The sequence below is a fragment of the Vibrio pectenicida genome, assembly GCA_024347015.1.
In the GTDB taxonomy this organism is placed as follows: domain Bacteria; phylum Pseudomonadota; class Gammaproteobacteria; order Enterobacterales; family Vibrionaceae; genus Vibrio; species Vibrio pectenicida.
The window spans coordinates 1,840,300-1,862,358 of record AP024889.1 but is presented as its reverse complement, the minus strand read 5'-3'; the positions used below and the strand labels follow the sequence as shown (position 1 = coordinate 1,862,358).

Annotated in this window: 1 protein-coding gene; it reads left to right on the top strand. The window is 55.0% G+C overall.

Going from position 1 to position 22,059, the window contains the following annotated elements:
- The first annotated feature begins 180 nt into the window (after positions 1 to 180).
- Entirely contained in the window at positions 181 to 21,786 is a 21,606-nt protein-coding gene (locus OCV27_RS08695) for a cadherin domain-containing protein (RefSeq protein WP_337969045.1), read from the top strand.
- The last annotated feature ends 273 nt before the right edge of the window (positions 21,787 to 22,059 follow it).

Below are 22,059 nucleotides of genomic sequence, written 5' to 3'. Positions count from 1 at the left end.
TACATCAAATTTTAGTACAACTAGTTGAAACATAGGAATCTTTTTCTTAAAAATGCTGGTTTTCTACGAAAAAACTTCAAAGTTTTAACTAACAGTTAGCTATTGAGTTGGCACAATATAAGTGATGAGTCTAGAGTTAATATTATCCATAGCTGCGCTCTTAAGAAAGGTAGGTTCTTAATGACAGTTGTTATCGACGCTAATGGTCAGCTCAGGGAACTCACTCCTGGTGAAGCTCCGAGAGCTGGTGAAGTTATTGTTGACTTTGGGCAGAGTACGCCTGCTGCGACTGATCTTGAGGCGCAGTTAGTTACTGATGATGGTGAAGCATTTGATGTAGATTTAGATAGTGAAATAGCATCGATATTCGAACAAATAGAACAAGGTGTTGACCCAACGCAAAATGAAGACTTCGCAACAGCAGCGGGTGGTCAAAACGGTTCAAGTCCTACTGGTACTGGAGATGTCGACAGAACTGCCATACAAACTAGAGCAAGCACTGATTTTGATACAGTAGGCCTCGAGTCCCAGGGGTTATCTGAAACTCAGAGCTTAGCGCTTCTAGATCTGGTAACCGAAGCTATCATTGCAGATAATTTACTTGTTGCAGATACTTTGCTTGTTGATGATAACTCGCCAGTATTTACGCCCAACGATGGTATCAATTACAGCTTTAGTTACAACGAGAACTCAGCGGACAGCGATGTGCTGGGCACGGTGTCAGCCAGTGACGCCGATGGCGAAAACGTCACCTACAGCATCAGCACCAATGTCAGCAGTGGCGGCAACGCGCTGTTTGAAATTAACCCCACCAGTGGCGCCATCAGCTTAACCGCCGCGGGGGTCTCGGCCTTTGCTAACGACTTTGAGCTTAACCCCAATGTGCACAACTTGGTGGTGACAGCGACTGAAGACGCCGGCCTTGGCAGCGTGCAAACCGCCACCGTCAATGTGGCGCTGACTGAATTGAACCTCGACGATAACGCGCCCGAGTTTGGGCAAGCGAGCTACGCCTTTAGCTATAACGAAAACCGCGTTGACAGTGATGTACTGGGTACGGTGTCCGCCAGTGACGCCGATGGCGAAAACGTCACCTACAGCATCAGCACCAATGTTAGCAGCGGCGGCAACGCGCTGTTTGAAATTAACCCCACCAGTGGCGCCATCAGCTTAACCGCCGCGGGGGTCTCGGCCTTTGCTAACGACTTTGAGCTTAACCCCAATGTGCACAACTTAGTGGTGACCGCCACTGAAGACGCGGGCCTTGGCAGCGTGCAAACCGCCACCGTCAATGTGGCGTTGACCGAGTTGAACCTCGACGATAACGCGCCAGAGTTTGGGCAAGCGAGTTACGCCTTTAGCTATAACGAAAACCGCGTTGACAGCGATGTGCTGGGCTCTGTCTCAGCCAGTGACGCCGATGGCGAAAACGTCACCTACAGCATCAGCACCAACGTCAGCAGCGGCGGCAACGATCTGTTTGAGATTGATGAAAATTCGGGTGACATCAGTTTAACCGCCGCGGGGGTCTCGGCCTTTGCTAATGACTTTGAGCTTAACCCCAATGTGCACAATTTGGTGGTGACCGCGACTGAAGACGCGGGCCTTGGCAGTGTGCAAACCGCCACCGTCAATGTGGCGTTGACTGAACTCAATTTGGACGACAACGCGCCCGAGTTTGGGCAAGCCAGCTACGCCTTTAGTTACAATGAAAATTCAACCGACTCGGCGGTGATTGGTACCATTTCAGCCAGTGACGCCGATGGCGAAAACGTCACCTACAGCATCAGCACCAACGTCAGCAGTGGCGGCAACGATCTGTTTGAGATTGATGAAAATTCGGGTGACATCAGCTTAACCGCCGCGGGGGTCTCGGCCTTTGCTAACGACTTTGAGCTTAACCCCAACGTGCACAACTTGGTGGTGACCGCGACTGAAGACGCCGGCCTTGGCAGCGTGCAAACCGCCACCGTCAATGTGGCGCTGACTGAATTGAACCTCGATGATAACGCGCCCGAGTTTGGGCAAGCCAGCTACGCCTTTAGCTACAACGAAAACCGCGTTGACAGTGATGTACTGGGTACGGTGTCCGCCAGTGACGCCGATGGCGAAAACGTCACCTACAGCATCAGCACCAACGTCAGCAGCGGCGGCAACGATCTGTTTGAAATCGATGCAACCTCAGGCGCCATCAGTCTCACCGCGGCTGGCGTGAGCGCCTTTGCCAACGACTTTGAGCTTAACCCCAACGTGCACAACTTAGTCGTCACGGCCACTGAAGACGCGGGCCTTGGCAGCGTGCAAACCGCCACCGTCAATGTGGCGTTGACCGAGTTGAACCTCGACGATAACGCGCCCGAGTTTGGGCAAGCGAGTTACGCCTTTAGCTATAACGAAAACCGCGTTGACAACGATGTGCTGGGCACGGTGTCCGCCAGTGACGCCGATGGCGAGAATGTCACCTACAGCATCAGCACCAATGTTAGCAGCGGCGGCAACGCGCTGTTTGAAATTAACCCCACCAGTGGCGCCATCAGTTTAACCGCCGCGGGGGTCTCGGCCTTTGCTAACGACTTTGAGCTTAACCCCAACGTGCACAACTTAGTGGTGACCGCGACTGAAGACGCGGGCCTTGGCAGCGTGCAAACCGCCACCGTCAATGTGGCGCTGACCGAATTGAACCTCGACGACAACGCGCCCGAGTTTAATCAGGCGAGCTACGCTTTTAGTTACAATGAAAACCGCGCAGCTACCGATGTGCTGGGCACGGTGTCCGCCAGTGACGCCGATGGCGAGAATGTTACTTACAGCATCAGCACCAATGTCAGCAGTGGCGGCAACGCGCTGTTTGAAATTAACCCCATCAGTGGCGCCATCAGTTTAACCGCCGCGGGGGTCTCGGCCTTTGCTAACGACTTTGAGCTCAACCCCAACGTGCACAACTTAGTGGTGACCGCGACTGAAGATGCGGGCCTTGGCAGCGTGCAAACCGCCACCGTCAATGTGGCGCTGACCGAGTTGAACCTCGACGACAACGCGCCCGAGTTTGGGCAAGCGAGCTACGCCTTTAGTTACAACGAAAACCGCGTTGACAGTGATGTGCTGGGCACGGTGTCCGCCAGTGACGCCGATGGCGAAAACGTCACCTACAGCATCAGCACCAACGTCAGCAGCGGCGGCAACGCGCTGTTTGAGATTGATGAAAATTCGGGTGACATCAGTTTAACCGCGGCTGGCGTGAGCGCCTTTGCCAACGACTTTGAGCTTAACCCCAACGTGCACAACTTAGTGGTGACCGCGACTGAAGACGCGGGCCTTGGCAGCGTGCAAACCGCCACCGTCAATGTGGCGCTGACCGAGTTGAACCTCGATGACAACGCGCCCGAGTTTGGGCAAGCGAGCTACGCCTTTAGTTACAACGAAAACCGCGTTGACAGTGATGTGCTGGGCACGGTGTCCGCCAGTGACGCCGATGGCGAAAACGTCACCTACAGCATCAGCACCAACGTCAGCAGCGGCGGCAACGATCTGTTTGAAATCGATGCAACCTCAGGCGCCATCAGTTTAACCGCGGCTGGCGTGAGCGCCTTTGCCAACGACTTTGAGCTTAACCCCAACGTGCACAACTTAGTGGTGACCGCCACTGAAGACGCGGGCCTTGGCAGCGTGCAAACCGCCACCGTCAATGTGGCGTTGACCGAATTGAACCTCGACGATAACGCGCCCGAGTTTGCTCAGGCGAACTACGCCTTTAGTTACAACGAGAACCGCGTTGACAGTGATGTGCTGGGCACGGTGTCCGCCAGTGACGCCGATGGCGAAAACGTCACCTACAGCATCAGCACCAACGTCAGCAGCGGCGGCAACGCGCTGTTTGAGATTGATGAAAATTCGGGTGACATCAGTTTAACCGCGGCTGGCGTGAGCGCCTTTGCCAACGACTTTGAGCTTAACCCCAACGTGCACAACTTAGTCGTCACGGCCACTGAAGACGCGGGCCTTGGCAGCGTGCAAACCGCCACCGTCAATGTGGCGTTGACCGAATTGAACCTCGACGATAACGCGCCCGAGTTTGCTCAGGCGAACTACGCCTTTAGTTACAACGAGAACCGCGTTGACAGCGATGTGCTGGGCACGGTGTCCGCCAGTGACGCCGATGGTGAAAACGTCACTTACAGCATCAGCACCAATGTTAGCAGCGGCGGCAACGCGCTGTTTGAAATTAACCCCACCAGTGGCGCCATCAGTTTAACCGCCGTGGGGGTCTCGGCCTTTGCTAATGACTTTGAGCTTAACCCCAATGTGCACAACTTAGTCGTCACGGCCACTGAAGACGCGGGCCTTGACAGCGTGCAAACCGCCACCGTCAATGTGGCGCTGACTGAATTGAACCTCGACGACAACGCGCCCGAGTTTGGGCAAGCGAACTACGCCTTTAGTTACAATGAAAATTCAACCGACTCGGCGGTGATTGGTACCGTCTCGGCCAGTGACGCCGATGGCGAAAATGTCACCTACAGCATCAGCACCAACGTCAGCAGTGGCGGCAACGCGCTGTTTGAAATTAACCCCACCAGTGGCGCCATCAGTTTAACCGCCGCGGGGGTCTCGGCTTTTGCTAATGACTTTGAGCTTAACCCCAATGTGCACAATTTAGTGGTGACGGCCACTGAAGACGCCGGCCTTGGCAGCGTGAAAACCGCCACCGTCAGTGTGGCGCTGACCGAATTGAACCTCGATGACAACGCGCCCGAGTTTGGGCAAGCGAACTACGCCTTTAGCTACAACGAAAACCGCGTTGACAGTGATGTGCTGGGCACGGTGTCCGCCAGTGACGCCGATGGCGAAAATGTCACCTACAGCATCAGCACCAACGTCAGCAGCGGCGGCAACGATCTGTTTGAAATCGATGCAACCTCAGGCGCCATCAGTCTCACCGCGGCTGGCGTGAGCGCCTTTGCTAATGACTTTGAACTTAACCCCAATGTGCACAACTTGGTGGTGACCGCGACTGAAGACGCGGGCCTTGGCAGCGTGCAAACCGCCACCGTCAATGTGGCGCTGACCGAGTTGAACCTCGATGATAACGCACCCGAGTTTGGGCAAGCGAGTTACGCCTTTAGCTACAACGAGAACCGCGTTGACAGTGATGTGCTGGGCTCAGTCTCAGCCAGTGACGCCGATGGCGAAAACGTCACTTACAGCATCAGCACCAATGTTAGCAGTGGCGGCAACGCGCTGTTTGAGATTGATGAAAATTCGGGCGACATCAGCTTAACCGCTGCGGGGGTGAGCGCCTTTGCTAACGACTTTGAGCTTAACCCCAACGTGCACAACTTAGTCGTCACGGCCACTGAAAACGCGGGCCTTGGCAGCATGCAAACCGCCACCGTCAATGTGGCGCTGACTGAATTGAACCTCGATGATAACGCACCCGAGTTTGGGCAAGCGAGTTACGCCTTTAGCTACAACGAGAACCGCGTTGACAGTGATGTGCTGGGCACGGTGTCCGCCAGTGACGCCGATGGCGAAAACGTCACCTACAGCATCAGCACCAATATCAGCAGCGGCGGCAACGATCTGTTTGAAATCGATGCAACCTCAGGCGCCATCAGTTTAACCGCGGCTGGCGTGAGCGCCTTTGCCAACGACTTTGAGCTTAACCCCAACGTGCACAACTTGGTGGTAACCGCGACTGAAGACGCGGGCCTTGGCAGCGTGCAAACCGCCACCGTCAATGTGGCGCTGACCGAGTTGAACCTCGATGACAACGCACCCGAGTTTGGGCAAGCGAGTTACGCCTTTAGCTACAACGAGAACCGCGTTGACAGTGATGTGCTGGGCTCTGTCTCAGCCAGTGACGCCGATGGCGAAAACGTCACTTACAGCATCAGCACCAATGTTAGCAGCGGCGGTAACGCGCTGTTTGAGATTGATGAAAATTCGGGCGCCATCAGCTTAACCGCCGCGGGGGTCTCGGCCTTTGCTAACGACTTTGAGCTTAACCCCAATGTGCACAACTTAGTGGTGACCGCCACTGAAGACGCGGGCCTTGGCAGCGTGCAAACCGCCACCGTCAATGTGGCGTTGACCGAGTTGAACCTCGACGATAACGCGCCAGAGTTTGGGCAAGCGAGTTACGCCTTTAGCTATAACGAAAACCGCGTTGACAGCGATGTGCTGGGCTCTGTCTCAGCCAGTGACGCCGATGGCGAAAACGTCACCTACAGCATCAGCACCAACGTCAGCAGCGGCGGCAACGATCTGTTTGAGATTGATGAAAATTCGGGTGACATCAGCTTAACCGCCGCGGGGGTCTCGGCCTTTGCTAACGACTTTGAGCTTAACCCCAACGTGCACAACTTGGTGGTGACCGCGACTGAAGACGCGGGCCTTGGCAGCGTGCAAACCGCCACCGTCAATGTGGCGCTGACCGAGTTGAACCTCGATGACAACGCACCCGAATTTGGGCAAGCGAGTTACGCCTTTAGCTACAACGAGAACCGCGTTGACAGTGATGTGCTGGGCTCTGTCTCAGCCAGTGACGCCGATGGCGAAAACGTCACTTACAGCATCAGCACCAATGTTAGCAGCGGCGGTAACGCGCTGTTTGAGATTGATGAAAATTCGGGCGCCATCAGCTTAACCGCCGCGGGGGTCTCGGCCTTTGCTAACGACTTTGAGCTTAACCCCAATGTGCACAACTTAGTGGTGACCGCCACTGAAGACGCGGGCCTTGGCAGCGTGCAAACCGCCACCGTCAATGTGGCGTTGACCGAGTTGAACCTCGACGATAACGCGCCAGAGTTTGGGCAAGCGAGTTACGCCTTTAGCTATAACGAAAACCGCGTTGACAGCGATGTGCTGGGCTCTGTCTCAGCCAGTGACGCCGATGGCGAAAACGTCACCTACAGCATCAGCACCAACGTCAGCAGCGGCGGCAACGATCTGTTTGAGATTGATGAAAATTCGGGTGACATCAGTTTAACCGCCGCGGGGGTCTCGGCCTTTGCTAATGACTTTGAGCTTAACCCCAATGTGCACAATTTGGTGGTGACCGCGACTGAAGACGCGGGCCTTGGCAGTGTGCAAACCGCCACCGTCAATGTGGCGTTGACTGAACTCAATTTGGACGACAACGCGCCCGAGTTTGGGCAAGCCAGCTACGCCTTTAGTTACAATGAAAATTCAACCGACTCGGCGGTGATTGGTACCATTTCAGCCAGTGACGCCGATGGCGAAAACGTCACCTACAGCATCAGCACCAACGTCAGCAGTGGCGGCAACGATCTGTTTGAGATTGATGAAAATTCGGGTGACATCAGCTTAACCGCCGCGGGGGTCTCGGCCTTTGCTAACGACTTTGAGCTTAACCCCAACGTGCACAACTTGGTGGTGACCGCGACTGAAGACGCCGGCCTTGGCAGCGTGCAAACCGCCACCGTCAATGTGGCGCTGACTGAATTGAACCTCGATGATAACGCGCCCGAGTTTGGGCAAGCCAGCTACGCCTTTAGCTACAACGAAAACCGCGTTGACAGTGATGTACTGGGTACGGTGTCCGCCAGTGACGCCGATGGCGAAAACGTCACCTACAGCATCAGCACCAACGTCAGCAGCGGCGGCAACGATCTGTTTGAAATCGATGCAACCTCAGGCGCCATCAGTCTCACCGCGGCTGGCGTGAGCGCCTTTGCTAATGACTTTGAGCTTAACCCCAACGTGCACAACTTAGTCGTCACGGCCACTGAAGACGCGGGCCTTGGCAGCGTGCAAACCGCCACCGTCAATGTGGCGTTGACCGAGTTGAACCTCGACGATAACGCGCCCGAGTTTGGGCAAGCGAGTTACGCCTTTAGCTATAACGAAAACCGCGTTGACAACGATGTGCTGGGCACGGTGTCCGCCAGTGACGCCGATGGCGAGAATGTTACTTACAGCATCAGCACCAACGTCAGCAGTGGCGGCAACGATCTGTTTGAGATTGATGAAAATTCGGGTGACATCAGCTTAACCGCCGCGGGGGTCTCGGCCTTTGCTAACGACTTTGAGCTTAACCCCAACGTGCACAACTTGGTGGTGACCGCGACTGAAGACGCCGGCCTTGGCAGCGTGCAAACCGCCACCGTCAATGTGGCGCTGACCGAATTGAACCTCGATGATAACGCGCCCGAGTTTGGGCAAGCGAGCTACGCCTTTAGCTACAACGAAAACCGCGTTGACAGTGATGTGCTGGGCACGGTGTCCGCCAGTGACGCCGATGGCGAAAACGTCACCTACAGCATCAGCACCAACGTCAGCAGCGGCGGCAACGATCTGTTTGAAATCGATGCAACCTCAGGCGCCATCAGTCTCACCGCGGCTGGCGTGAGCGCCTTTGCTAATGACTTTGAGCTTAACCCCAACGTGCACAACTTAGTCGTCACGGCCACTGAAGACGCGGGCCTTGGCAGCGTGCAAACCGCCACCGTCAATGTGGCGTTGACCGAGTTGAACCTCGACGATAACGCGCCCGAGTTTGGGCAAGCGAGTTACGCCTTTAGCTATAACGAAAACCGCGTTGACAACGATGTGCTGGGCACGGTGTCCGCCAGTGACGCCGATGGCGAGAATGTTACTTACAGCATCAGCACCAACGTCAGCAGCGGCGGCAACGCGCTGTTTGAAATTAACCCCACCAGTGGCGCCATCAGCTTAACCGCCGCGGGGGTCTCGGCCTTTGCTAATGACTTTGAGCTTAACCCCAACGTGCACAACTTAGTCGTCACCGCGACTGAAGACGCGGGCCTTGGCAGCATGCAAACCGCCACCGTCAATGTGGCGCTGACCGAGTTGAACCTCGATAACAACGCACCCGAGTTTGGGCAAGCGAGTTACGCCTTTAGCTACAACGAGAACCGCGTTGACAGTGATGTGCTGGGCACGGTGTCCGCCAGTGACGCCGATGGCGAGAATGTTACTTACAGCATCAGCACCAACGTCAGCAGCGGCGGCAACGCGCTGTTTGAAATTAACCCCACCAGTGGCGCCATCAGCTTAACCGCCGCGGGGGTCTCGGCCTTTGCTAATGACTTTGAGCTTAACCCCAACGTGCACAACTTGGTGGTGACCGCGACTGAAGACGCCGGCCTTGGCAGCGTGCAAACCGCCACCGTCAATGTGGCGCTGACCGAATTAAACCTCGACGATAACGCGCCCGAGTTTGGGCAAGCGAGTTACGCCTTTAGTTACAATGAAAATTCAACCGACTCGGCGGTGATTGGTACCGTCTCAGCCAGTGACGCCGATGGTGAAAACGTCACCTACAGCATCAGCACCAACGTCAGCAGCGGCGGCAACGATCTGTTTGAAATCGATGCAACCTCAGGCGCCATCAGTCTCACCGCGGCTGGCGTGAGCGCCTTTGCCAACGACTTTGAGCTCAACCCCAACGTGCACAACTTAGTCGTCACCGCGACTGAAGACGCGGGCCTTGGCAGTGTGCAAACCGCCACCGTCAATGTGGCGTTGACCGAGTTGAACCTCGACGACAACGCGCCCGAGTTTGGGCAAGCGAGCTACGCCTTTAGTTACAATGAAAATTCAACCGACTCGGCGGTGATTGGTACCGTCTCAGCCAGTGACGCCGATGGCGAGAATGTCACCTACAGCATCAGCACCAATGTTAGCAGCGGCGGCAACGCGCTGTTTGAAATTAACCCCACCAGTGGCGCCATCAGTTTAACCGCCGCGGGGGTCTCGGCCTTTGCTAACGACTTTGAGCTTAACCCCAACGTGCACAACTTAGTGGTGACCGCGACTGAAGACGCGGGCCTTGGCAGCGTGCAAACCGCCACCGTCAATGTGGCGCTGACCGAATTGAACCTCGACGACAACGCGCCCGAGTTTAATCAGGCGAGCTACGCTTTTAGTTACAATGAAAACCGCGCAGCTACCGATGTGCTGGGCACGGTGTCCGCCAGTGACGCCGATGGCGAGAATGTTACTTACAGCATCAGCACCAATGTCAGCAGTGGCGGCAACGCGCTGTTTGAAATTAACCCCATCAGTGGCGCCATCAGTTTAACCGCCGCGGGGGTCTCGGCCTTTGCTAACGACTTTGAGCTTAACCCCAATGTGCACAACTTGGTGGTGACCGCGACTGAAGACGCGGGCCTTGGCAGCGTGCAAACCGCCACCGTCAATGTGGCGCTGATCGAATTGAATCTCGATGATAACGCGCCCGAGTTTGGGCAAGCGAGTTACGCCTTTAGTTACAACGAAAACCGCGTTGACAGTGATGTGCTGGGCACGGTGTCCGCCAGTGACGCCGATGGCGAAAACGTTACCTACAGCATCAGCACCAACGTCAGCAGCGGCGGCAACGATCTGTTTGAAATCGATGCAACCTCAGGCGCCATCAGTCTCACCGCGGCTGGCGTGAGCGCCTTTGCTAATGACTTTGAACTTAACCCCAATGTGCACAACTTGGTGGTGACCGCGACTGAAGACGCGGGCCTTGGCAGTGTGCAAACCGCCACCGTCAATGTGGCGCTGACCGAGTTGAACCTCGACGATAACGCGCCCGAGTTTGGGCAAGCGAGTTACGCCTTTAGTTACAATGAAAATTCAACCGACTCGGCGGTGATTGGTACCGTCTCGGCCAGTGACGCCGATGGCGAAAACGTCACTTACAGCATCAGCACCAACGTCAGCAGCGGCGGCAACGATCTGTTTGAAATCGATGCAACCTCAGGCGCCATCAGTCTCACCGCCGCGGGGGTCTCGGCCTTTGCTAACGACTTTGAGCTCAACCCCAACGTGCACAACTTAGTCGTCACGGCCACTGAAGACGCCGGCCTTGGCAGCGTGCAAACCGCCACCGTCAATGTGGCGCTGACTGAATTGAACCTCGACGACAACGCGCCCGAGTTTGGGCAAGCGAGCTACGCCTTTAGCTACAACGAAAACCGCGTTGACAGTGATGTGCTGGGCACGGTGTCCGCCAGTGACGCCGATGGCGAAAATGTCACCTACAGCATCAGCACCAACGTCAGCAGCGGCGGCAACGATCTGTTTGAAATCGATGCAACCTCAGGCGCCATCAGTCTCACCGCGGCTGGCGTGAGCGCCTTTGCTAATGACTTTGAACTTAACCCCAATGTGCACAACTTGGTGGTGACCGCGACTGAAGACGCGGGCCTTGGCAGCGTGCAAACCGCCACCGTCAATGTGGCGCTGACCGAATTAAACCTCGACGACAACGCGCCCGAGTTTGGGCAAGCGAGTTACGCCTTTAGCTACAACGAAAACCGCGTTGACAGCGATGTGCTGGGCACGGTGTCCGCCAGTGACGCCGATGGCGAGAATGTTACTTACAGCATCAGCACCAACGTCAGCAGCGGCGGCAACGCGCTGTTTGAAATTAACCCCACCAGTGGCGCCATCAGCTTAACCGCCGCGGGGGTCTCGGCCTTTGCTAATGACTTTGAGCTTAACCCCAACGTGCACAACTTGGTGGTGACCGCGACTGAAGACGCCGGCCTTGGCAGCGTGCAAACCGCCACCGTCAATGTGGCGCTGACCGAATTAAACCTCGACGACAACGCGCCCGAGTTTGGGCAAGCGAGCTACGCCTTTAGTTACAACGAAAACCGCGTTGACAGCGATGTGCTGGGCTCTGTCTCAGCCAGTGACGCCGATGGCGAAAACGTCACCTACAGCATCAGCACCAACGTCAGCAGCGGCGGCAACGATCTGTTTGAAATCGATGCAACCTCAGGCGCCATCAGTCTCACCGCGGCTGGCGTGAGCGCCTTTGCTAATGACTTTGAGCTTAACCCCAATGTGCACAACTTAGTCGTCACGGCCACTGAAGACGCGGGCCTTGACAGCGTGCAAACCGCCACCGTCAATGTGGCGCTGACTGAATTGAACCTCGACGACAACGCGCCCGAGTTTGGGCAAGCGAACTACGCCTTTAGTTACAATGAAAATTCAACCGACTCGGCGGTGATTGGTACCGTCTCGGCCAGTGACGCCGATGGCGAAAATGTCACCTACAGCATCAGCACCAACGTCAGCAGTGGCGGCAACGCGCTGTTTGAAATTAACCCCACCAGTGGCGCCATCAGTTTAACCGCCGCGGGGGTCTCGGCCTTTGCTAACGACTTTGAGCTTAACCCCAACGTGCACAACTTAGTGGTGACCGCGACTGAAGACGCGGGCCTTGGCAGCGTGCAAACCGCCACCGTCAATGTGGCGCTGACCGAATTGAACCTCGACGACAACGCGCCCGAGTTTAATCAGGCGAGCTACGCTTTTAGTTACAATGAAAACCGCGCAGCTACCGATGTGCTGGGCACGGTGTCCGCCAGTGACGCCGATGGCGAGAATGTTACTTACAGCATCAGCACCAATGTCAGCAGTGGCGGCAACGCGCTGTTTGAAATTAACCCCATCAGTGGCGCCATCAGTTTAACCGCCGCGGGGGTCTCGGCCTTTGCTAACGACTTTGAGCTCAACCCCAACGTGCACAACTTAGTGGTGACCGCGACTGAAGATGCGGGCCTTGGCAGCGTGCAAACCGCCACCGTCAATGTGGCGCTGACCGAGTTGAACCTCGACGACAACGCGCCCGAGTTTGGGCAAGCGAGCTACGCCTTTAGTTACAACGAAAACCGCGTTGACAGTGATGTGCTGGGCACGGTGTCCGCCAGTGACGCCGATGGCGAAAACGTCACCTACAGCATCAGCACCAACGTCAGCAGCGGCGGCAACGCGCTGTTTGAGATTGATGAAAATTCGGGTGACATCAGTTTAACCGCGGCTGGCGTGAGCGCCTTTGCCAACGACTTTGAGCTTAACCCCAACGTGCACAACTTAGTCGTCACGGCCACTGAAGACGCGGGCCTTGGCAGCGTGCAAACCGCCACCGTCAATGTGGCGTTGACCGAATTGAACCTCGACGATAACGCGCCCGAGTTTGCTCAGGCGAACTACGCCTTTAGTTACAACGAGAACCGCGTTGACAGCGATGTGCTGGGCACGGTGTCCGCCAGTGACGCCGATGGTGAAAACGTCACTTACAGCATCAGCACCAATGTTAGCAGCGGCGGCAACGCGCTGTTTGAAATTAACCCCACCAGTGGCGCCATCAGTTTAACCGCCGTGGGGGTCTCGGCCTTTGCTAATGACTTTGAGCTTAACCCCAATGTGCACAACTTAGTCGTCACGGCCACTGAAGACGCGGGCCTTGACAGCGTGCAAACCGCCACCGTCAATGTGGCGCTGACTGAATTGAACCTCGACGACAACGCGCCCGAGTTTGGGCAAGCGAACTACGCCTTTAGTTACAATGAAAATTCAACCGACTCGGCGGTGATTGGTACCGTCTCGGCCAGTGACGCCGATGGCGAAAATGTCACCTACAGCATCAGCACCAACGTCAGCAGTGGCGGCAACGCGCTGTTTGAAATTAACCCCACCAGTGGCGCCATCAGTTTAACCGCCGCGGGGGTCTCGGCCTTTGCTAACGACTTTGAGCTTAACCCCAACGTGCACAACTTAGTGGTGACCGCGACTGAAGACGCGGGCCTTGGCAGCGTGCAAACCGCCACCGTCAATGTGGCGCTGACCGAATTGAACCTCGACGACAACGCGCCCGAGTTTAATCAGGCGAGCTACGCTTTTAGTTACAATGAAAACCGCGCAGCTACCGATGTGCTGGGCACGGTGTCCGCCAGTGACGCCGATGGCGAGAATGTTACTTACAGCATCAGCACCAATGTCAGCAGTGGCGGCAACGCGCTGTTTGAAATTAACCCCATCAGTGGCGCCATCAGTTTAACCGCCGCGGGGGTCTCGGCCTTTGCTAACGACTTTGAGCTCAACCCCAACGTGCACAACTTAGTGGTGACCGCGACTGAAGATGCGGGCCTTGGCAGCGTGCAAACCGCCACCGTCAATGTGGCGCTGACCGAGTTGAACCTCGACGACAACGCGCCCGAGTTTGGGCAAGCGAGCTACGCCTTTAGTTACAACGAAAACCGCGTTGACAGTGATGTGCTGGGCACGGTGTCCGCCAGTGACGCCGATGGCGAAAACGTCACCTACAGCATCAGCACCAACGTCAGCAGCGGCGGCAACGATCTGTTTGAAATCGATGCAACCTCAGGCGCCATCAGTTTAACCGCGGCTGGCGTGAGCGCCTTTGCCAACGACTTTGAGCTTAACCCCAACGTGCACAACTTAGTGGTGACCGCGACTGAAGACGCGGGCCTTGGCAGCATGCAAACCGCCACCGTCAATGTGGCGCTGACCGAGTTGAACCTCGATGACAACGCGCCCGAGTTTGGGCAAGCGAGTTACGCCTTTAGCTACAACGAGAACCGCGTTGACAGTGATGTGCTGGGCACGGTGTCCGCCAGTGACGCCGATGGCGAAAACGTCACCTACAGCATCAGCACCAACGTCAGCAGCGGCGGCAACGCGCTGTTTGAGATTGATGAAAATTCGGGTGACATCAGTTTAACCGCGGCTGGCGTGAGCGCCTTTGCCAACGACTTTGAGCTTAACCCCAACGTGCACAACTTAGTGGTGACCGCGACTGAAGACGCGGGCCTTGGCAGCGTGCAAACCGCCACCGTCAATGTGGCGCTGACCGAGTTGAACCTCGATGACAACGCGCCCGAGTTTGGGCAAGCGAGCTACGCCTTTAGTTACAACGAAAACCGCGTTGACAGTGATGTGCTGGGCACGGTGTCCGCCAGTGACGCCGATGGCGAAAACGTCACCTACAGCATCAGCACCAACGTCAGCAGCGGCGGCAACGATCTGTTTGAAATCGATGCAACCTCAGGCGCCATCAGTTTAACCGCGGCTGGCGTGAGCGCCTTTGCCAACGACTTTGAGCTTAACCCCAACGTGCACAACTTAGTGGTGACCGCGACTGAAGACGCGGGCCTTGGCAGCATGCAAACCGCCACCGTCAATGTGGCGCTGACCGAGTTGAACCTCGATGACAACGCGCCCGAGTTTGGGCAAGCGAGCTACGCCTTTAGTTACAATGAAAATTCAACCGACTCGGCGGTGATTGGTACCGTCTCAGCCAGTGACGCCGATGGCGAGAATGTCACCTACAGCATCAGCACCAATGTTAGCAGCGGCGGCAACGCGCTGTTTGAAATTAACCCCACCAGTGGCGCCATCAGTTTAACCGCCGCGGGGGTCTCGGCCTTTGCTAACGACTTTGAGCTTAACCCCAACGTGCACAACTTAGTGGTGACCGCGACTGAAGACGCGGGCCTTGGCAGCGTGCAAACCGCCACCGTCAATGTGGCGCTGACCGAATTGAACCTCGACGACAACGCGCCCGAGTTTAATCAGGCGAGCTACGCTTTTAGTTACAATGAAAACCGCGCAGCTACCGATGTGCTGGGCACGGTGTCCGCCAGTGACGCCGATGGCGAGAATGTTACTTACAGCATCAGCACCAATGTCAGCAGTGGCGGCAACGCGCTGTTTGAAATTAACCCCATCAGTGGCGCCATCAGTTTAACCGCCGCGGGGGTCTCGGCCTTTGCTAACGACTTTGAGCTTAACCCCAATGTGCACAACTTGGTGGTGACCGCGACTGAAGACGCGGGCCTTGGCAGCGTGCAAACCGCCACCGTCAATGTGGCGCTGATCGAATTGAATCTCGATGATAACGCGCCCGAGTTTGGGCAAGCGAGTTACGCCTTTAGTTACAACGAAAACCGCGTTGACAGTGATGTGCTGGGCACGGTGTCCGCCAGTGACGCCGATGGCGAAAACGTTACCTACAGCATCAGCACCAACGTCAGCAGCGGCGGCAACGATCTGTTTGAAATCGATGCAACCTCAGGCGCCATCAGTCTCACCGCGGCTGGCGTGAGCGCCTTTGCTAATGACTTTGAACTTAACCCCAATGTGCACAACTTGGTGGTGACCGCGACTGAAGACGCGGGCCTTGGCAGTGTGCAAACCGCCACCGTCAATGTGGCGCTGACCGAGTTGAACCTCGACGATAACGCGCCCGAGTTTGGGCAAGCGAGTTACGCCTTTAGTTACAATGAAAATTCAACCGACTCGGCGGTGATTGGTACCGTCTCGGCCAGTGACGCCGATGGCGAAAACGTCACTTACAGCATCAGCACCAACGTCAGCAGCGGCGGCAACGATCTGTTTGAAATCGATGCAACCTCAGGCGCCATCAGTCTCACCGCCGCGGGGGTCTCGGCCTTTGCTAACGACTTTGAGCTCAACCCCAACGTGCACAACTTAGTCGTCACGGCCACTGAAGACGCCGGCCTTGGCAGCGTGCAAACCGCCACCGTCAATGTGGCGCTGACTGAATTGAACCTCGACGACAACGCGCCCGAGTTTGGGCAAGCGAGCTACGCCTTTAGCTACAACGAAAACCGCGTTGACAGTGATGTGCTGGGCACGGTGTCCGCCAGTGACGCCGATGGCGAAAATGTCACCTACAGCATCAGCACCAACGTCAGCAGCGGCGGCAACGATCTGTTTGAAATCGATGCAACCTCAGGCGCCATCAGTCTCACCGCGGCTGGCGTGAGCGCCTTTGCTAATGACTTTGAACTTAACCCCAATGTGCACAACTTGGTGGTGACCGCGACTGAAGACGCGGGCCTTGGCAGCGTGCAAACCGCCACCGTCAATGTGGCGCTGACCGAATTAAACCTCGACGACAACGCGCCCGAGTTTGGGCAAGCGAGTTACGCCTTTAGCTACAACGAAAACCGCGTTGACAGCGATGTGCTGGGCACGGTGTCCGCCAGTGACGCCGATGGCGAGAATGTTACTTACAGCATCAGCACCAACGTCAGCAGCGGCGGCAACGCGCTGTTTGAAATTAACCCCACCAGTGGCGCCATCAGCTTAACCGCCGCGGGGGTCTCGGCCTTTGCTAATGACTTTGAGCTTAACCCCAACGTGCACAACTTGGTGGTGACCGCGACTGAAGACGCCGGCCTTGGCAGCGTGCAAACCGCCACCGTCAATGTGGCGCTGACCGAATTAAACCTCGACGACAACGCGCCCGAGTTTGGGCAAGCGAGCTACGCCTTTAGTTACAACGAAAACCGCGTTGACAGCGATGTGCTGGGCTCTGTCTCAGCCAGTGACGCCGATGGCGAAAACGTCACCTACAGCATCAGCACCAACGTCAGCAGCGGCGGCAACGATCTGTTTGAAATCGATGCAACCTCAGGCGCCATCAGTCTCACCGCGGCTGGCGTGAGCGCCTTTGCTAATGACTTTGAGCTTAACCCCAATGTGCACAACTTAGTCGTCACGGCCACTGAAGACGCGGGCCTTGACAGCGTGCAAACCGCCACCGTCAATGTGGCGCTGACTGAATTGAACCTCGACGACAACGCGCCCGAGTTTGGGCAAGCGAACTACGCCTTTAGTTACAATGAAAATTCAACCGACTCGGCGGTGATTGGTACCGTCTCGGCCAGTGACGCCGATGGCGAAAATGTCACCTACAGCATCAGCACCAACGTCAGCAGTGGCGGCAACGCGCTGTTTGAAATTAACCCCACCAGTGGCGCCATCAGTTTAACCGCCGCGGGGGTCTCGGCTTTTGCTAATGACTTTGAGCTTAACCCCAATGTGCACAATTTAGTGGTGACGGCCACTGAAGACGCCGGCCTTGGCAGCGTGCAAACCGCCACCGTCAGTGTGGCGCTGACCGAATTGAACCTCGATGACAACGCGCCCGAGTTTGGGCAAGCGAGTTACGCCTTTAGTTACAATGAAAATTCAACCGACTCGGCGGTGATTGGTACCGTCTCAGCCAGTGACGCCGATGGTGAAAACGTCACCTACAGCATCAGCACCAACGTCAGCAGCGGCGGCAACGATCTGTTTGAAATCGATGCAACCTCAGGCGCCATCAGTCTCACCGCGGCTGGCGTGAGCGCCTTTGCCAACGACTTTGAGCTCAACCCCAACGTGCACAACTTAGTCGTCACCGCGACTGAAGACGCGGGCCTTGGCAGTGTGCAAACCGCCACCGTCAATGTGGCGTTGACCGAGTTGAACCTCGACGACAACGCGCCCGAGTTTGGGCAAGCGAGCTACGCCTTTAGTTACAATGAAAATTCAACCGACTCGGCGGTGATTGGTACCGTCTCAGCCAGTGACGCCGATGGCGAGAATGTCACCTACAGCATCAGCACCAATGTTAGCAGCGGCGGCAACGCGCTGTTTGAAATTAACCCCACCAGTGGCGCCATCAGTTTAACCGCCGCGGGGGTCTCGGCCTTTGCTAACGACTTTGAGCTTAACCCCAACGTGCACAACTTAGTGGTGACCGCGACTGAAGACGCGGGCCTTGGCAGCGTGCAAACCGCCACCGTCAATGTGGCGCTGACCGAATTGAACCTCGACGACAACGCGCCCGAGTTTAATCAGGCGAGCTACGCTTTTAGTTACAATGAAAACCGCGCAGCTACCGATGTGCTGGGCACGGTGTCCGCCAGTGACGCCGATGGCGAGAATGTTACTTACAGCATCAGCACCAATGTCAGCAGTGGCGGCAACGCGCTGTTTGAAATTAACCCCATCAGTGGCGCCATCAGTTTAACCGCCGCGGGGGTCTCGGCCTTTGCTAACGACTTTGAGCTCAACCCCAACGTGCACAACTTAGTGGTGACCGCGACTGAAGATGCGGGCCTTGGCAGCGTGCAAACCGCCACCGTCAATGTGGCGCTGACCGAGTTGAACCTCGACGACAACGCGCCCGAGTTTGGGCAAGCGAGCTACGCCTTTAGTTACAACGAAAACCGCGTTGACAGTGATGTGCTGGGCACGGTGTCCGCCAGTGACGCCGATGGCGAAAACGTCACCTACAGCATCAGCACCAACGTCAGCAGCGGCGGCAACGCGCTGTTTGAGATTGATGAAAATTCGGGTGACATCAGTTTAACCGCGGCTGGCGTGAGCGCCTTTGCCAACGACTTTGAGCTTAACCCCAACGTGCACAACTTAGTGGTGACCGCGACTGAAGACGCGGGCCTTGGCAGCGTGCAAACCGCCACCGTCAATGTGGCGCTGACCGAGTTGAACCTCGATGACAACGCGCCCGAGTTTGGGCAAGCGAGCTACGCCTTTAGTTACAACGAAAACCGCGTTGACAGTGATGTGCTGGGCACGGTGTCCGCCAGTGACGCCGATGGCGAAAACGTCACCTACAGCATCAGCACCAACGTCAGCAGCGGCGGCAACGATCTGTTTGAAATCGATGCAACCTCAGGCGCCATCAGTTTAACCGCGGCTGGCGTGAGCGCCTTTGCCAACGACTTTGAGCTTAACCCCAACGTGCACAACTTAGTGGTGACCGCGACTGAAGACGCGGGCCTTGGCAGCATGCAAACCGCCACCGTCAATGTGGCGCTGACCGAGTTGAACCTCGATGACAACGCGCCCGAGTTTGGGCAAGCGAGTTACGCCTTTAGCTACAACGAGAACCGCGTTGACAGTGATGTGCTGGGCACGGTGTCCGCCAGTGACGCCGATGGCGAAAACGTCACCTACAGCATCAGCACCAACGTCAGCAGCGGCGGCAACGCGCTGTTTGAGATTGATGAAAATTCGGGTGACATCAGTTTAACCGCGGCTGGCGTGAGCGCCTTTGCCAACGACTTTGAGCTTAACCCCAACGTGCACAACTTAGTCGTCACGGCCACTGAAGACGCGGGCCTTGGCAGCGTGCAAACCGCCACCGTCAATGTGGCGTTGACCGAATTGAACCTCGACGATAACGCGCCCGAGTTTGCTCAGGCGAACTACGCCTTTAGTTACAACGAGAACCGCGTTGACAGTGATGTGCTGGGCACGGTGTCCGCCAGTGACGCCGATGGCGAAAACGTCACCTACAGCATCAGCACCAACGTCAGCAGCGGCGGCAACGCGCTGTTTGAGATTGATGAAAATTCGGGTGACATCAGTTTAACCGCGGCTGGCGTGAGCGCCTTTGCCAACGACTTTGAGCTTAACCCCAACGTGCACAACTTAGTCGTCACGGCCACTGAAGACGCGGGCCTTGGCAGCGTGCAAACCGCCACCGTCAATGTGGCGCTGACCGAGTTGAACCTCGACGATAACGCGCCCGAGTTTGGGCAAGCGAACTACGCCTTTAGCTACAACGAGAACCGCGTTGACAGTGATGTGCTGGGCTCTGTCTCAGCCAGTGACGCCGATGGCGAAAACGTCACTTACAGCATCAGCACCAATGTCAGCAGCGGCGGCAACGCGCTGTTTGAAATTAACCCCACCAGTGGCGCCATCAGTTTAACCGCCGCGGGGGTCACAGCGTTTACCAATAATTTTGAGGCTCTTTCAAATATCCATAATATTGTAGTGACAGCAACAGAAGCTACTGGGTTTGGTGCTCAAAAATCTACAGATGTTAACGTTATGTTGTCAGAGGACAACGTTAATGAGTTACCCATTGCCGAAAGTTTTAGTATTGATGCTGACAATTTAATAACAGTGCCTGTTATTTTCGATTCAAATGACGTTGCTTTGGACCGTATTTCGGACGAAGATGATGACTTTAACAGTGTTAAACTGAATGTGATGATCACATCGTTACCAACCTATGGTACTTTGCTTTACACAGAACAATCAGGTGATACTAGAGTGCTGACTGCGTCAGATCTTCACACAATTGGTCAGTCAGTTGATAATGCAAAATTATTGAATCCAGATAACATCAGCTATGTCCCCGGTGCTGGTCCTTCATTTGAAATAGGCTATAGTGGTGATACTGCTAATATTATGCTTAATAATGGTTTTTTCGGTTGGGGTGTTTATGTCAGTGATACAGAAAGACTGATAACTTTAGATAATGGTAATACTGTTGGAGTGAGTATTACTGGTAATAATGGCAAGCCGCTAAAACAGTACACAGGTAACGGTGGACATGTTGGTTGGGGGATTGGTGATACAGATGGTTCAGGTATGAATAAACAAGAAACCCTGATCGTTGATTTGTCAGGTAATCCTCTTGATGTTGTGACATTTGGCTTAGATGGGTTAGGCGGAGCATTTACGGCCAATAGTAACGTTTATGTCGAAGTGACTTATACTTTTGCTGATAATACGACTCACGTTGAGCAATACCAAAAAGATCCAGGCCATACGGGCAACAGTCAAATTTTGTATGATTTTACCTATTCATCACCAAACAACCCTATAGTGTCTATGGAGCTTACATCTACAGGTGGTAGTTGGGAGCTTAGGTATCTTTCAGGAAGCCAACAAATAACAGAAGATGTAACTTTTGATTACATAGCAGTAGATTCTAATTCTTCAGTGAGTAGTGAAGCTACAGTAACTATTGATGTTAATGATTCTCCTCAATACGGAGTGATACCAGCTGATAATGAGATAACTGCACAACTCGGGAATCAAATTTTGTTAGGTGATAGTAGTGATAATGTATTTAAGTGGCTAGACTCTACTTTAGATAGTGGTACTGACGTGATTAAAAACTTTGATCTTGGAACTGATTTGCTTGATTTTAGAGACATCTTAAATGATAACGATGTTGAAGTTGCAGACTTGATTAATAATATTGAACTTTCTGTTGATGAAAATGATGTAGTCTTAACAGTCAGTGATGACGGTACAGATCAAACTGTTATTCTAGAGGGGGTAATATCTTCATTTGAAGCTGCCGGTTTGATTGTCAATGATACTATTGTTAATGAACTCAATACGCTTACTCAAATTTTGAAAGTTGACAGTTGATTTAGCGTCTAGGGCTCTACACATTTACCATTTTTGAATAAAGCGCATAATTTTTTTGTTCGAATGTAACAAAAATCTTGCTTAGAGTTTTTAATATATGGTAGTTTCGCGCGCAATCTCGGATCTGTCTTAACTTTGATACACTGGGGGATACGCGTGGTAAATATTCAGGCTGAGTGTTTATCGCGTAGGGTAGGTATCGACAAGTTCTTTTGTCGATAGACGGGATACTATTGTCGCCAACGCGGCATGTTGATGGGAAACCCAACATTG

Bases quoted from the DNA above. Each gene is read 5' to 3' on its own strand.
- OCV27_RS08695 (WP_337969045.1), top strand. From the start codon at position 181: ATGACAGTTGTTATCGACGCTAATGGTCAGCTCAGGGAACTCACTCCT.